The 13894-nt window shown below is 64.0% G+C and carries 12 protein-coding genes and 1 other RNA gene; 4 read left to right on the forward strand and 9 right to left on the reverse strand.

Annotation, left to right across the window (positions count from 1 at the left end; translation table 11 throughout):
• The first annotated feature begins 13 nt into the window (after positions 1–13).
• Positions 14–3379 carry an AAA family ATPase gene (locus tag F561_RS0100350; RefSeq protein ID WP_019007946.1) on the forward strand — a complete coding sequence of 1122 codons (3366 nt, stop codon included), beginning with the start codon at positions 14–16 and terminating at the stop codon, positions 3377–3379.
• 89 nt (positions 3380–3468) lie between these two features.
• Positions 3469–3852: a hypothetical protein gene (locus F561_RS0100355; RefSeq protein ID WP_019007947.1), complete on the forward strand. Its 384-nt coding sequence runs from the start codon at positions 3469–3471 to the stop codon at positions 3850–3852.
• Between the two features lie 88 nt (positions 3853–3940).
• Here F561_RS0100355 and F561_RS0100360 read toward each other — a convergent pair whose 3' ends face one another.
• The 6 genes from F561_RS0100360 to mraZ all read right to left on the reverse strand — a co-directional run bounded on the left by F561_RS0100360 (position 3941) and on the right by mraZ (position 10031).
• Positions 3941–5455 carry an alpha-amylase family glycosyl hydrolase gene (locus F561_RS0100360; protein ID WP_083922234.1) on the reverse strand — a complete coding sequence of 505 codons (1515 nt, stop codon included), beginning with the start codon at positions 5453–5455 and terminating at the stop codon, positions 3941–3943.
• 128 nt (positions 5456–5583) lie between these two features.
• Entirely contained in the window at positions 5584–6249 is a 666-nt protein-coding gene (locus F561_RS0100365; protein ID WP_019007949.1) for an RlpA-like double-psi beta-barrel domain-containing protein, read from the reverse strand.
• Between the two features lie 586 nt (positions 6250–6835).
• A complete protein-coding gene (locus tag F561_RS0100370; RefSeq protein WP_019007950.1) occupies positions 6836–8182 on the reverse strand; it encodes a peptidoglycan D,D-transpeptidase FtsI family protein in 1347 nt (448 codons plus the stop codon).
• Positions 8173–8583 carry a hypothetical protein gene (locus F561_RS0100375; protein WP_019007951.1) on the reverse strand — a complete coding sequence of 137 codons (411 nt, stop codon included), beginning with the start codon at positions 8581–8583 and terminating at the stop codon, positions 8173–8175. The genes F561_RS0100370 and F561_RS0100375 overlap by 10 nt, the downstream gene beginning before the upstream one ends.
• Positions 8580–9533 (reverse strand): 16S rRNA (cytosine(1402)-N(4))-methyltransferase RsmH, encoded by a 954-nt coding sequence (gene rsmH, locus F561_RS0100380; protein WP_019007952.1) that lies wholly within the window; start codon positions 9531–9533, stop codon positions 8580–8582. The genes F561_RS0100375 and rsmH overlap by 4 nt, the downstream gene beginning before the upstream one ends.
• A 69-nt stretch (positions 9534–9602) precedes the next feature.
• Positions 9603–10031, reverse strand: a complete 429-nt coding sequence (gene mraZ, locus F561_RS0100385; protein WP_019007953.1) for a division/cell wall cluster transcriptional repressor MraZ — start codon at positions 10029–10031, stop codon at positions 9603–9605.
• 348 nt (positions 10032–10379) lie between these two features.
• Between mraZ and F561_RS0100390 the strand changes: the two genes are divergently transcribed.
• A complete protein-coding gene (locus tag F561_RS0100390) occupies positions 10380–10793 on the forward strand; it encodes a DUF423 domain-containing protein (protein ID WP_019007954.1) in 414 nt (137 codons plus the stop codon).
• 94 nt (positions 10794–10887) lie between these two features.
• On the opposite strand, the gene rnpB is transcribed toward F561_RS0100390, so the two are convergent.
• The 3 genes from rnpB to F561_RS0100400 all read right to left on the reverse strand — a co-directional run bounded on the left by rnpB (position 10888) and on the right by F561_RS0100400 (position 12706).
• An RNA gene (rnpB, locus tag F561_RS26960) (RNase P RNA component class A) lies at positions 10888–11326 on the reverse strand.
• A gap of 190 nt (positions 11327–11516) precedes the next feature.
• Positions 11517–12329, reverse strand: coding sequence for a pseudouridine synthase (locus tag F561_RS0100395; protein ID WP_019007955.1), 813 nt, complete (start codon positions 12327–12329; stop codon positions 11517–11519).
• Positions 12326–12706, reverse strand: coding sequence for a hypothetical protein (locus tag F561_RS0100400; protein WP_026298485.1), 381 nt, complete (start codon positions 12704–12706; stop codon positions 12326–12328). The genes F561_RS0100395 and F561_RS0100400 overlap by 4 nt, the downstream gene beginning before the upstream one ends.
• Before the next feature lie 212 nt (positions 12707–12918).
• On the opposite strand from F561_RS0100400, the gene truB reads away from it, so the two are divergent.
• Positions 12919–13863: a tRNA pseudouridine(55) synthase TruB gene (gene truB / locus F561_RS0100405; RefSeq protein ID WP_019007957.1), complete on the forward strand. Its 945-nt coding sequence runs from the start codon at positions 12919–12921 to the stop codon at positions 13861–13863.
• Positions 13864–13894 lie beyond the last annotated feature (31 nt).

A 13894-nucleotide genomic window follows, 5' to 3' on the forward strand; every position in this document is an offset into this window, starting at 1 on the left:
GCCTCCTCTTCCCATGACCCCAGCCTCCACCACACAGCCCACTCCACCAACACCCGCTCCCCAGCCACACATCCTGCAAGCGATCACCCTGCAAGGATTCAAGTCGTTTGCCGACCGCACGCGGCTGGAATTCGGGCCGGGGGTTTCTGCGGTCATCGGACCGAATGGCAGTGGAAAAAGCAACGTGGTGGAGGCGATCCGCTGGGCTACACACGGAGCGCGGGCGCGAGAACTGCGGGCAGGGCGCGGCAGTGAACTGATTTTTCACGGCAGCGGCGGCAAGGCTCCGCTGGGGCTGGCCGAAGTGGGCCTGGAACTGCACACACCTGAAGGCCGGGTGAATTTGCTGCGCCGGATCTACCGCGACGGCACAGGCGAGCAGGATTTGCAGGGTCGTCCCGTGCGTGCCCGCGACGTGCAGGCCGCGCTGCGGGGCACGGGGCTGGGGCCGGGGGGCCTCGCGGTGATCGGGCAGGGCGAGGTCAGCGGCGTGGTGCAGGCCGAGGGAAGAACGCTGCTGGGCTACGTCCAGGAGGCGGCGGGGCTATCGCGGGCAGTGACGGCACGGCAGGAAACGGAAGGTCGGTTGCGGGAAGCCGATACGCACCTGGACCGCCTGCGCCTGCTGCTGAACGAACGCGAAACGGCCCTGAGCCGCCTGAACCGCGCTGCACAGGATGCCCGCACCCACCGTACCCTGAGTCTGCGCGTGCTGACCCTGGAAGACGCCCTGAAACGCGAGCGGCAGGACGCCCTGCGCCGGGAGATTGCCCAGGCCAGTGCAGACGCCGCCGCTGCCGAAGCCCGAAGTACCGCACTGGCTGCTGAGGTGCAGGCCGCCGCTGCACAGGTGGAAACCGCCCGCGAGGCCGCCCAGACTGCCCGCGCCCGCCGCGACGCTTTTGCCGGAGCATTGGACACTCTGCGCGCCGCCCGCGACGCCCACGCACAGGCCGAACGCTACCGCGCCCACCTGCAAGCTGAGGCCGAAGCACTGACCGCCGAACGCGCCAGCCTGCCCACCACGCCACCTGCCGAGGCCGCCCCCGATCTGGCCGCCCTGAGCGCTGTGGCCGCCACTGCCCGCACCCAGGCCGAAGCCGCAGAACGCCGCGTCCGCACACTGGACAGCGACCTGACCCGTGCCCGCGCCGCCGCCGCACAGGCCGCCGAGACTGCCGCCCGCGCCGATGCCAGTGCCGGAACCCTGCGGGCCGAACTGGAACGCGCAGAGGGGAATCTGGAAACGGCAGCGGAAGCGTTGGCAGCCGCCACAGAACGGCTCAGCGCCGCCGCCGTTGCCCGCCAGCACGCCGAAAGTGCCTTTTCTGGGTTGGCGGCAACCAGACTGGAAGCCCAGAACCACGCCCGCCACCTGGAGGCCGAACTGGGGCGCGTGAAGGCCAGCGTCGCGCCCCTGCGCCGCGAGCGCGAGCGGCTGGAACAGACTCTGAACAGTTATGCCCGCTACGGCGAGGGCGCACGCAACGCTCTGCGGCTGGATCATCCTGGCATCGTAGGATCGGTGGCCGATCTGCTGACCGTGCCCGCCGAGTACGAGGTGGCGTTGGGCGCAGCGCTGGGGCGGCGGCTGGAGCAGATCGTGGTAAACCGGGGTGACGATGCCCGCGAAATCATCGAGGAACTCAAGCGCAGCGGGGGTCGGGCGACTTTTCTGCCGCTGGACCTGATCCGTGCCCGCCCGCGCCGAGACGCCGCCCTACTGAAAGAAACGGGTGTGCGCGGCAATCTGGCCGACCTGTGCCCCACCGATCCGCCGCTGGTGGGCGAGGCGATTCTGGCCGATACCTTGATTGTGGAAACCCTGCGCGACGCAGGCCGAATTGCCCGTATGCACCCCAATCGTCCCCGGCTGGTCACGCTGGAGGGCGAGGTGGTGGAACCCGGTGGGGCGATGACCGGTGGCCGCCTGCGCGATACGGGCACGGGCGTACTGACCGATCAGCGACGTTTTCAGGAACTGGACGCGGAGCTGGAAGACGCTGACCAGGTGACAGGCAAGCTGGAAGCCGAACTCAGCCGCGTACAGGTCAGACTTCAGGCTGGTGCGGCGCAGTACGCTGAATTTCAGCAGGCCCGCGAAGCCGCCACCGGAGAGGAAAGGGCTGCCGAGCGCCGCGTGACCGAACTGGACGCCCAGACCCGTAGCCTGACCACCCACCGCGACCGACTGCTGAGCCGTCTGGTGCCGCCCTCTGCTCCCCCCTTCCCCCAGACACCCGATCCCGCCACGCCCGACCCAGACACGCTGGAAGCAGACCTGCACGCCGCCCGCCAAGCCGCCGAGGAGGGCCGGGCCGCCGAACGAGGAGCGCTGGAAGCTCTGGCCTTGGCCCGTGAACTGGACGCCGCCTGGCGGGCCTACCGCGCCGCCGCCACCCGCGCTGCCGATCTGGAGGCCCGCCTGCACGCCAACGCCGAGGCCGCCCGCACCCAGGGGACACACCTGCTGGCCGCCGCTGCCGAGGTAGGCCGCCGCGAGGCCGCACTGGGCACGCTGGACGAGGGTGAGTTGGCCCGCGCCGAGGCCGCCCGCGAAACCGCAGCAGCGGCCTACGCCCATCTGATTGCCGAGCAGAACAGCGTACGAACCCGGCTGGACGACCTGCGCGTGCTGATGGCTCGGCGCGAGGGTAGCCTCGAACCCCTGCCTTTCGGCTGCACCCCCCCCGGCACGCCCCGCGAATGGACGGCGGAACTGAGCCGCGCCCGCACCCACCTGACCGAACTGGGGCCGATCAATGCCCGCGCAGAAGCCGACCACGCAGAAGAAGCGGCGGAACTGGAACGCCTGCAAGCCGAACTGCACGACGCTGAAACGGCTGGGGCCGAACTGCGTACCCACCTCTTGGAACTGGAAGAGCTGGAAACGGCGGCCACCCGCGCGGCCTTTGACCGGGTCAATGCCGCTTTCCGCGACTATTCCACCGAACTGCTGGGCGGTGTGGGAGAACTGGAACCCGAACGCAACGAGGCCGGACGGCTGGTGGGCCTGCGGTTGGCCGTGCAGCCCAAGGGCAAGCGCACCCGGTCCATGACCCTGCTGAGTGCCGGAGAACGCACGATGGCGGGGCTGGGCTTCCTGTTCGCACTGAACCATGCAGGCGGAGAATCCAACATGGGCGGCCTGCCTCTGGCGGTGCTGGATGAGGTCGATGCGCCGCTGGACGAGGCCAATATCCGCCGCTTTACCGCCTTCCTGAAACTGTTTGCCGAACGTGGCGCACAGTTTTTGCTGGTCACCCACCAGAAGGCCACGATGGAAGTGGCGCAGGCGCTCTGGGGAGTGACCACCGATCAGAGCGGCGCAAGCCGGGTGCTGAGTATCAAACAGACAGACGACGCACGGGCGGGCTAGGGAGCGGTTGCGATCTCAGCTCATCTGGGCCAAACACCCTAAGCCACTTGCAGTAAGGCGGTAGCCCCGCCCGTGTGCCATCCTGCGCCATGAAGACCCATACCCCCCAGCAAGCCGTCACCGAATTCCTGACGCTCTGGCAGGCCGGGGCGTACAACGAAATGGCCCGGCTGCTTCCCAGGCAGGGCATACCGCTCAAAAAGCAACCTGTGGGAAAGGTGCGCCAGACCTACCGCGTCAGAACCCTTCAGACGTTCGTGGTGCTGGCCGCCGCCGATACCGACCCCGCCGCCGCCAACGTGGATGTTCAACTGGTGTACGCCGAGGCAGGAGAACTGCATTTCAAACGCTGGAGATTTCGGATGGTTCACTTCGGCAAGGGCGAACAACCTGTTTCTCGCAACACGGCGCAGGGCCGCTGGAAGCCGCAGGCCACCTATCTGCTGCCCGACCCGCCTGCCCTGCGGGCCTGAGTCGCAGGGGCGGTGGGCCGTGGCGCGTGTCTGTGAAACAGCGCAAAACCAGCAGGAAACACCCTCTGGGACGCTGCCCTAGCCCACCTCACTTCAGGGCAAAAGCTGCCGCATCCCGCCCCGGCAGACTCAGGTGCAAAAAGCCCCCGCTGACGCTGACTTTGGCATCCTGCCCCGCAAACAGGCTGCGTGTGGCCGCCAGATTGCCCACCGTCAGGCCCAGAGCAGAGAGGCGAAGGGAATAGGACTGGCGGGCCTTGCCGTTGTGCCACGCGGCCAACACAGGTTCGCCGTTCAGTTCGCGGGTGAAGAGCAGCAGGTCACTTTCCAGCCTGGGCGGCAGGGGCAACAGCTTCTGCGCTCCCCGGCTCAGCGAGGGGCTGGCCTTGCGAACGGCGATGGCGTCGCGGGCCACGTCAAAGACGCTGCGTTCGGCGGGTGTCCAGTCGGCCTCGAAGCGCATGTCGCGGCGGTTGTCGGGATCGGAACCGCCGCGCATGGCGATTTCGGTGCCCTGCCAGATCACGGGCACGCCGCGCAGAGTCATCAGGGCACGCAGGCCGTATTTGGTGCGTGCCTGTCCATCGTCTTCAAAAAGAGTCCCGTTGGCAAAACGCGGCACGTCATGGTTGTCCAGAAAAAGGCCCACCTCACCGGGGCGGGACAACTCGCCTGCCCGCGCCAGCACGCCCGCCACCCGGTCAAGCCCCTGCCCGCTCATGATGGCGTCGCGCATGGCGGCCTGGAGGCTGAACAGAAACAGGCTGTCGAATCCGGCCCGCTGCCACTCGGCCACCGTGCCTGTATCGGCGTCGAACCATTCTCCCAGCGTCCAGGTTCCGGCGGCGCGGTCACGGGCCAGCAGCGCATTCAAGAAAGGCCGCTCGACGTGCTTGATCGCGTCGTAACGGAAGGCGTCCACGCCCCGCGCCCGCCAGAAGTCGGCGGCATCAAAAAGAACTTTCTGAACCTCTGGATTGGACTGTTTGAGATCGGGCAGACCGGCCAGGGCACAGTCCACGTCCTTGTTGGTGGTCGCGGCGCACTCAGTCTCTCCGTTGAACCAGGCAGGCCGCTGCTTCACCACCTCTGCGGCATAACCGTAATGATTGATGACCTGATCGAGCACCACCCGCATTCCGGCCTTCTGGGTCGCACCGATCAATGCATCAAAATCGTTCAGGGTGCCAAAATGTGGGTCTACATCCTGAAAGTTGGCGGGCCAATAGCCGTGATAGGCCGCCGTTTCAAAGGAATTGCCGGATTGCTGGCGGTAGATGGGCGTCATCCACAGCGCCGTTGCACCCAACTGCTGGATATAGGGCAGTTTGGCATTCAGTCCGGGCAGATCGCCGCCGTGCCACGCACGCGGATTGGCCCGGTCCACACCTGTATTGTTGGCCGGATCGCCATCTGCAAAGCGGTCAGGCATGACCTGATAGATGATCTGTCCCTCGAAACTGGGCTGGGGCGACGCTGTTGCGGGAGGGGCGGTCTGCGCTATTGCCAGTGAACTCAGAAGCGCAGACACCAGCAATGTCCGCCGCGCAACGGGAGAACATAGGCCCGCCAGAGGCCGCGATTTGGAAAACTGCTTGGGCATGGGCCATGTTACCGCCTCCGCCGATCGGCCAAAAATTCGGCTCCTACAGATCAACAAACAGCCAAAGAAAGTGGCCTCCCCCGGTCAGGGCAGGCCACTTTTCTGAATGTTCGGCTGAGATTCTTGCGTCAGCGGACGGCGGTAATTCGCAGGGTACGTGCGCCAAAGCGGATGGCTTCGCTGCGGGTGCCCATCCAGATGTCGAGGCTGTTGGTTTTGCGGGCAGCCATCGTGTCTTCCACGATAAAAATCCGGCCCTTCAGCAGATTGTTGTAGCGCCCGCTCATGTCTTCCAGCATGATTTTGCTGCCGTAAGGGAAAGTGCGCAGCAGGTCGCGGCTGAGCGCCACCACGCCGGGGCGGACGCGGGTGCCAGTGGCCGTGATAAACGGCGAGCTGTCGGTCTGACCGGGCAAGCTGTTGTAGGCGGTGGCCCGCACGATGGCGGTACGGCCCGTCCTGACAGGAGCCTGCGCAATCGGCGCAGTCGTAGGAACAGCGCGGACAGGCGCGGGAGTAGCAACACGGGCCGGGGCAGGCGCAGGGCGAGCGACCTGGGCAACAGCGGCGGCCCGGTTCTGTGCCGCTGTGTTCTGAGCTGCACTGTTCTGAGCTGCCGTACTCTGAACAGCAGCAGCCTGCACCGGAGCCGCAACGGATGGGGCCACGGCAGTCAGCACATCCTTGACGGCATCGGCAGCCAGGGATGCGGCGGGCAAAGCAGGCGTCGCAGCTGCCACACCAAAGGTCAACACGACAACAGTCTGGATCAAGCGGTTAAGCGTTTTAAGCATGAATTCTCCTGCGGACGGGCACGGGGCGCGTCCGTGGTGGTTCTCGGTTTTGTAGATCAATCAAGCTGAGAGTGGCATTGAAACTTATGCTCTGGCGATGATTTGGGGAAACACTGCCGGAGATACATTCTGATCAAGCAACTTTTGAATGGGTCAGCCCACAACTCACAGGATGGCCGACCCGCTTTCTTCCTGTATGAGCTTAATGGGCTGAAATGGCAGCCTTATGAGATTATGGGTTTTCTAAGCTCATATTTATAGAAAAAACTTTGTGATTTTTTAGGCATTGGCCGTCCTGCGCACCGTTTGGTACGAAGTTATGTTTATGAGATATATTCTAATCTACTCATTTAGTTTCTCATGATGAACAAAAATGAGGATCCGGATAAACCCCTATTTGGGGGCTATAGACTCGGTAACTGTTCAGAATTTGCCTCCCCTCTCCTGATTTGGGAGGAGCGAAGCTGTTCCGGCATGAGGTACGGAGTGACCAGACGCTCAGGCCACTCCGCTCGCTCATGAAACTCACATGTTGTGTTCGGGCTAGCAACTCAGCCCGAACTGTCGATTACGGCTTGCTGCCGTTCTACTGACCGGGTTTCTTCTCGGGCACAGTGGGGGCTGCTGCCCACTCGGAGAGCGTCCCCGAGGCCAGTTCGCGGTAGATCGGGGCCGCCAGCATCGAGCCGTGATAATCGATTTTCGCGCCGTGAACCATGACGGCCACTGTCACGCGGGGGGCATCGGCAGGGAAAAACCCAGCGAAGACGCTGTCGTAGAGGCTGTTGGAATATTTGCTGTCCACGACGACCTGCGCTGTACCCGTTTTGCCCGCCAGCGCGTACCCCTTGATGCCCGCTGCGTGGAAGATGCCGTCCTCGATCACCGACTGCAACAGGCCGCGCATGGTTTTGGCCGTTTCGGGCCGCAGCACTTCACGCCGCTCGCCTGCGCCGGAGCCTTCGACCAGTCGCGGCGAGACATATAGACCATCATTGGCCAGTACGTTGAAGGCAGCAGCCAGTTGCAGCGTGGTGCTGCTCATGCCCTGCCCAAAGGCATTTGTGGCCCGCACCAGATCATCCCAGTTGCGAAGGGGTTGCAGGCGACCCGTGGCAGTAGACACCACTGGAATAGACACGTCTTGCCCAAAGCCGTACTGGTTCAGGTAATCACGCATATCGGCTGCCGGAAAATGCTCGACGATATGGCTCATGCCCACGTTGCTGCTGTAGCGCAGCACCTGCTTGGTGGTGAGCTGGCCGGGGTGCGCCACCGCGTCTCCGATGGTGCTGCCCCAGCGTCCGCCCACATAGCGGCGCATGGGCGTGTCGTACACGGTGGCAGGGGTGGTGTGGCCCTCGTTCAGCGCCGCTCCCACGACCAGACCTTTGATGGTCGAACCCGGCTCGAACACATCCAGAAACGGACGGTTGCGGCGGGCATCGGGGCTGTAGGTGCGCCAGTCGTTAGGGTCGAAGGGAGGATAACTGGCCGCCGCCAGCACCCGGCCCGTGCGGGTTTCGATGACCACCACAGAACCGTACTCGCCCTTGTGGGTCTTGACACCGCGTGCCAGAGCCGCCTCCGCGTTGGCCTGGGTGCGGGGATCAAGCGTGAGTTTCAGGTCTTCTCCAGCTTCCAGAGAGCGGTTATAGGCGGCTTCCAGCCCTTCCAGCCCTTCCGTGCTGCCCATCATGCCCACGACCTGTCCGGCCAGCGTGGCCTGCGGATACACCCGTTTGCCGCCCACACTGCGGGCCAGCACCGACCCGTCGGAGGCCACGATAGAACCGCGCGACTGCATCACGGTGCGCCGGATTCCCTGCGGCAGCCCCCATTCCAGCTGAGCGTAAGCCCACACCAGCAACGTGAACATGGCAAGGGCCAGGACCTGCATCACACGGGATCGGTTGTGAATCTTTACTTCCACTGTGTTCTCACCTCCAAAGCGGTTTGGGGCACGGGGGCCGGACGCAGGCCAGAATTGCTGGAATCAGGAGGGGACGAACTGAGACTGGCGGGCAGAGGAATCGTGGGCAGGTCGGCGGTAACTTTGGGGGCTTCGGCAAAGCGGCGCATGCCCTGAGCAAAAGCCCATTCGCGTATCCGCTGAGGCGTGGTCAGCGCCTGTACCTGCACCTCCAGGGTGTCGCGCTGGGCGATCAGCACCTCTTCACGGTCTGCGGCGGCCCGGAGTTGCACGCGTACGTCGTGTGTGACGTAACGCACGCCGACCAGAACCAGCGCCAGCAGCACATAGATCAATACGTAACGCATGGCCCGGCCTCGCCAGGTGGCTCCACTGGTGTCCAGGGTCAGGCGGGCAATCACACTGATTCCTGAGCGCTGGCCTTCTTCTCTGCGGCCCGGAGTTTGGCGCTGCGGGCGCGGGGGTTGCTGGCCTGCTCTGATTCGGCGGCAATCACCGGGCGCTTGGTCAGGGGCGTGAGGCTCTCGTCACCCAACAGAAACCGCTTGACGATCCGGTCTTCAAGGGAATGGAAGCTGATGACCGCCAACCGTCCGCCTGGAGCCAGAAGCGACGAGGCAGCGCTCAGACCGTCGCGCAGCGCTCCAAGTTCATCGTTGACATGGATCCGGAGCGCCTGAAACGTGCGCCGCGCCGGGTGAATGCCCTTGCTGAAGCCCGGATAGGCCCGCTTGATGATCTCGGCCAGACGCACCGTGCTTTCTATCGGAGCCTGCTCGCGGGCGTACACGATGCCGCGTGCAATCCGGCGCGACAGACGGTCTTCGCCGTACTCGTAAATAATCGAGGCCAGTTCTGCCTCTTCGTAGCCGTTGACCACGTCGTAGGCGCTTTCTCCAGACTGGCTCATCCGCATATCCAGCGGCGCGTCGGTATGGTAGGAAAAACCGCGCCCGCCGTCGTCGAGTTGAAAAGAACTGACACCGATATCCAGCAGCACACCGTCGACGTGCGTGACGCCCGCACCAGCCAGCAGCGCCGCCATATCGCGGTAATTGCCTTCCAGCACAGTCAGGCCCGCCAGTCCTGCCTCGCGTGCCCGTTCCAGTGCAAAGGGGTCTTGGTCGATGCCGTACACTGCCGCGCCCGCCTCCAGCAGCAGCCGGGTATGGCCCGCGCCGCCCAGCGTGCCGTCTACGTACACCTTGCCGGGAGCAGGCGCGAGGGCCGCGACCACTTCAGAGGCCAGCACCGGCACATGCGAAAAGCGACCTTCTGGGCCGTCTTGATGGTCTTCAATTTCAGGGAAGTTGGATTCGGGAAGGTCAGGGATCAGGTCGGATTCAGTCATGGAGTACGTCACAGGGGGAGGCAGATCGGAGGTTGAGCAGATCAGGGTCAGGTGAGGGATCAGCAGTTGTTACGCCACAAAGTTGGCGAGCAGTTCGGGATTGGGTGGATTGTCCTGCACGGCGATAATGGCGGCTTCCCAGCGGGCCGGATTCCAGAGTTCCAGCCTGCCGGGTGCGCCTGCCACAATGACCTCATCTTCCAGCGCTGCAAAGGACCGCAGAGTCTGGGGCACAGAAACACGGCTCTGGTTGTCCAGCCGCGCCTTATTGGCACCGGAATAAAAAAAGCGCACAAACGAGCGCGATCCGGCGTCGGTGAGAGGCAGGTTTTCCAGTTGTTCTTCTACCCGCCGCCAACTTGCCAGCGGAAACACGTAGAGGCAGCCTTCCATACCGCGCGTCAGGATCATCCCGTCTTCGACGAAATCGCGGAACGTGGGTGGCAACACCACACGGCCCTTATCGTCGATCGTATACGGATATTCCCCAAACGGCACGCAGACTCCTTCCTACACGGTTTCCGACAGTTCAGAGCAGCGGGGCTGAAACGGCGGGTGAGTGGCTTTTGAGCGGGCATGCACCGAATCTTCAGGAGGAGCGCAGAAGGAATTTGAGGTCTTTTCCCACCTACCGCCCCTTCAGGGTTCGGTAAATTCGGGTCGGAAAACAACCAGAAACGTGCGTGGGGTGCAATTTCAGGCTGATGCCGGAGTGTAACAGGCATCTCCATGAATTTCCACAGATTCCCACCTTTTCCCCCTTTTTCCCACCTAATCCCCCCAACATTCCCACTTCGGTCCAGATGCGGGACACTCTGCCGGACTCTTTCCCGCTACGTTTGAGCCATGTCTGCCCTCCGCTCTGCCCGCGCCGACGCTGCTGCCGTCCGTCTTTCCCGTGTCGATGCACTTGTGGCCGGATTGCTGCTTGCCGCCCTTGGTGTGGCCCTCGGCGCATTCGGCGCACACGCGCTCAAAACCCGTCTGGAACCGGCCATGCTCGCCAACTTTGAAACGGGCGTGCGCTATCAGATGTACGCGGCACTGGCCCTGATCGCACTGGGCACGCAGACTCAGCTTCGGCGTGCCCCCGCGCTGATACTGGCTGGAGCCATCATTTTCAGCGGCACGTTGTATGTCTTGGCCCTCACCGGGCAACGTTGGCTGGGAGCCGTGACCCCGATTGGCGGCGCACTCCTGATTGCCGGATTCGTGGTGGCCGCGCTGGAAGCAAGAAGGGGTGCGGAAGGCAGGTCGTAATACGGACTCCGCTTCGTTCCCACCGCCTACACCCCACATCCCAAAAAAGCCACTGCCGCCACCCCAAACGATCTAGGGTGGCGGCAAATGGTGTTGGTGCGGGGGAACTGTAAGCCGGGTTCTGTATCGCCCTTGCGGGCATAGCGGTCATCTCTCTGGGACGGCTGTTGCCAGACGCCTCGTGCGACCATCCTGACGGTCAATGGAGCGGGCCGCTCCTCGCGTACTGTCGGGTCTTGCACCGGATGGGGTTTACCAGCACCCTGCGTCTCCGCCGGATCTGGTGCGCTCTTACCGCACCGTTTCACCCTGACCAACGTTCAGTCTTCGCCCTGACCTTGCCCGGAGGCAGAACATTGGCGGTCTGGTTTCTGTGGCACTGTCCTTCAGCTTCGCCGCTTCCTGCACGCTCTGGGCGCTCATGCAGGCGCTTGACTCGCCGACCAGCCGTTAGCTGGCATCCTGCCCTGCGGTGCCCGGACTTTCCTCACTCCTTCCCCGAAAGGTCGGAGCGCGACCGCGCATTCCCCCGCGTGGCCGAGTGTAGCAGGAAGAACCGTGAGTGGTCAGAGGTGAATAGGAAGTGACAAAAGATTTGGTCAGAAAGAGGGGCTGGGCTGCCGGAATGGGCTAGAGGAAAACATAAAACCCAGATTCACGCGGCCACCACCGCTTTTGACCTTCCCACTCACCACTATCCACTTCCCGGCGTGGAGCGCCCCCTTACCCCCAGCGGCCCATCGTTTCGCGTTCATCGCGCTCGCGCACATGCGGCGGCACGCGGTCTGGGTTCTGGAGGTTGTACAGTTCGCGCTCGCTGAGTTCGCGGTATTCGCCGGGTTCGAGGTCGCCCAGCCACAGGCCGCCGATTCGGTAGCGCATCAGGCGAATGACCGGGTGTCCGATGGCGTCCAGCATGCGGCGCACCTGCCGTTTGCGCCCGTCACCGATGGTTACGAACGCGCCCACGCGGGCCGGGGTGGCGTCGATGGCTTTGGCAACGCCGTCGTCGAGAAGCACGCCTTCGATCAGGCCATCAAGTTCTTCCTGGGTGGGCGGGTATTCGCCGTCTGTCCAGGCACGGTAGGCCTTTTCGTGGCCGTAGCGTGGATGGGTCAGGGTGAGGGTCAGGTCGCCGTCGGTGGTCAGAAGCAGCAGCCCTTCGCTGTCCATGTCCAGCCGCCCCACCGGGTGCAGGCCCGGAATGTTGGGCATGGCTTCCATCACGGTATGCCGCCCCAGTTCATCGCGGGCGGTGGTCACGTAGCCCGAAGGCTTGTGCAGGATAAAGGTGACGCGCTCGGTGGTGGCCGTTTCGATCAGGCTGCCGTCCACGCGCACTTCGTCGGTGGGGGTCACAGTGCGGCCCAGCGTTGCCAGTTCGCCGTTCACAGTCACGCGGCCCGCCGTGATCAATTCTTCTGCGGCGCGGCGAGAGGCCACCCCAGCACGGGCCAGACGCTTTTGCAGGCGTTCGGCGTTGGTGCCGGAATTGCTGCCGCCACCACTCTTGTCGGTCTTGTCATGTCCAGTCATAGGCGACTCCTGCGGGAAGGAAAGGTGATCAGGGCAGCAACGGCCAGCAGCGTCAATACGCCCGCACTGCCCAGCAACAGGGCACGGAGGCCAGCAGGCATACTCTCTCCCTGACGGATCACCGCCGGAATGAGGGTCGCGGCGCTGAGCAGATTACCGCCCACGAGGCCGCCCACCGCCGTCGCCTGAGGCTGACCAGAAACGGCTCCAGACGCGATCAGGAAGACGCCCCAGACGGCCAGAATGCCGCCGCACACGCGGGCCAACCACAGCGGAGACACGCCCACTGTGCCCGCCAACGTTGCCGGAAGAAAATAAAGCAGGAGGCCGAGGGGCAAAAACACCACAGCCGTCAACCAGAAAGAAGCACGCAACACACTGGGCAGTGTACGGGAGGCGGCGGGGAAAAGGGGAGCCGTGGGGCACACATGGGATAGGGAAAGCCAACAATCTTGATCCCTCGTATGCCAATGCTTGTCGAAAGTGTTGTTCCACTTCCTGTCGAAAGTGACAGAGATTTCGACCCACCCGCTTTTCCCACTGACCACGCATCACTGACTGAACCTCGGCCTGATAGCCTCAAGTCCATATGCCCGTGATTGCTGTAGACAAGCCGCTGAACCTGACTTCTCATGACGTGGTGGGCCGGGCGAGGCGGGCGCTGGGCACCAAGCGGGTGGGCCACACCGGAACGCTTGACCCGCTGGCAACCGGAGTGCTGGTGCTGTGCGTGAACGACAGTACCAAGGTCGTGCAGTTCATGGACGCCGACAGCAAGGACTATCTGGCCTGGATCAGCCTCGGTGCGGGCACGCGCACGCTGGATGCGGAAGGGCCAATCGACGACACCGCCGATGTGCCGCCCCTGACCGAAGACACCGTGCGCGAAGTGTTGGCCGACTTCGTAGGGCCGCTGGCGCAGGTGCCGCCGCAGTACAGCGCCATTCAGGTGGGCGGCGTGCGGGCCTATGCCGTGGCACGGGCCGGGGGCGCACTGGACTTGCCCGCCCGAAACGTGGTGATCCATTCGCTGGAACTGCTGGGCATTTACGGCAGCGTGCAGGACGCGCCCCACACCTTCTCCCCTACCCCTCAGGGCTGGACCCCCAGCGCAGAAGGCAAGGCAGAAGGCAAAACCTTCCCCTTTCCTGCCCCACTGGGCGAGTTTCCTACCCTGCTGATCCGTGCCCGCGTGGGCAGCGGCACCTACCTTCGTTCGTTGGCGCGGGATGTGGGCGCGGCGCTGGGCGTACCTGCCCACCTGTCGGGACTAGTGAGAACCCGTGTGGGCCGCTACGACCTCGCTGCCGCCGCCGATCTGGACAATCTAGCCGAAGCCAAAAGCATTCCCGATCTGGACGCCCTCGATTTTCCGCGCCTGGAAGTGGATGAACGCGTGGCCCGCGAACTGCGCCAGGGCAAACGCCCCCAGCACACGGCACAGGGGCGACAGGTGGTCACGCTGAACGGCGAATTGGTGGCGGTGGTGGACGGCGACGGGGAACAGTTGAAGGTGGTGCGGGCGTGGGCTTAAAAGCGGTGAGTGGGTTGTGGTGAGTGGGAAA

It is taken from the genome of Deinococcus aquatilis DSM 23025, assembly GCF_000378445.1.
Lineage (GTDB): Bacteria > Deinococcota > Deinococci > Deinococcales > Deinococcaceae > Deinococcus > Deinococcus aquatilis.

Excerpts from the sequence above, each read along its gene's own strand:
- F561_RS0100350 (WP_019007946.1), top strand. The coding sequence starts at position 14 with ATGACCCCAGCCTCCACCACACAGCCCACTCCACCAACACCCGCTCCC.
- F561_RS0100355 (WP_019007947.1), top strand. The coding sequence starts at position 3,469 with ATGAAGACCCATACCCCCCAGCAAGCCGTCACCGAATTCCTGACGCTC.
- F561_RS0100360 (WP_083922234.1), bottom strand. The coding sequence starts at position 5,455 with ATGCCCAAGCAGTTTTCCAAATCGCGGCCTCTGGCGGGCCTATGTTCT.
- F561_RS0100365 (WP_019007949.1), bottom strand. The coding sequence starts at position 6,249 with ATGCTTAAAACGCTTAACCGCTTGATCCAGACTGTTGTCGTGTTGACC.
- rsmH (WP_019007952.1), bottom strand. The coding sequence starts at position 9,533 with ATGACTGAATCCGACCTGATCCCTGACCTTCCCGAATCCAACTTCCCT.
- F561_RS0100390 (WP_019007954.1), top strand. The coding sequence starts at position 10,380 with ATGTCTGCCCTCCGCTCTGCCCGCGCCGACGCTGCTGCCGTCCGTCTT.
- F561_RS0100395 (WP_019007955.1), bottom strand. The coding sequence starts at position 12,329 with ATGACTGGACATGACAAGACCGACAAGAGTGGTGGCGGCAGCAATTCC.
- truB (WP_019007957.1), top strand. The coding sequence starts at position 12,919 with ATGCCCGTGATTGCTGTAGACAAGCCGCTGAACCTGACTTCTCATGAC.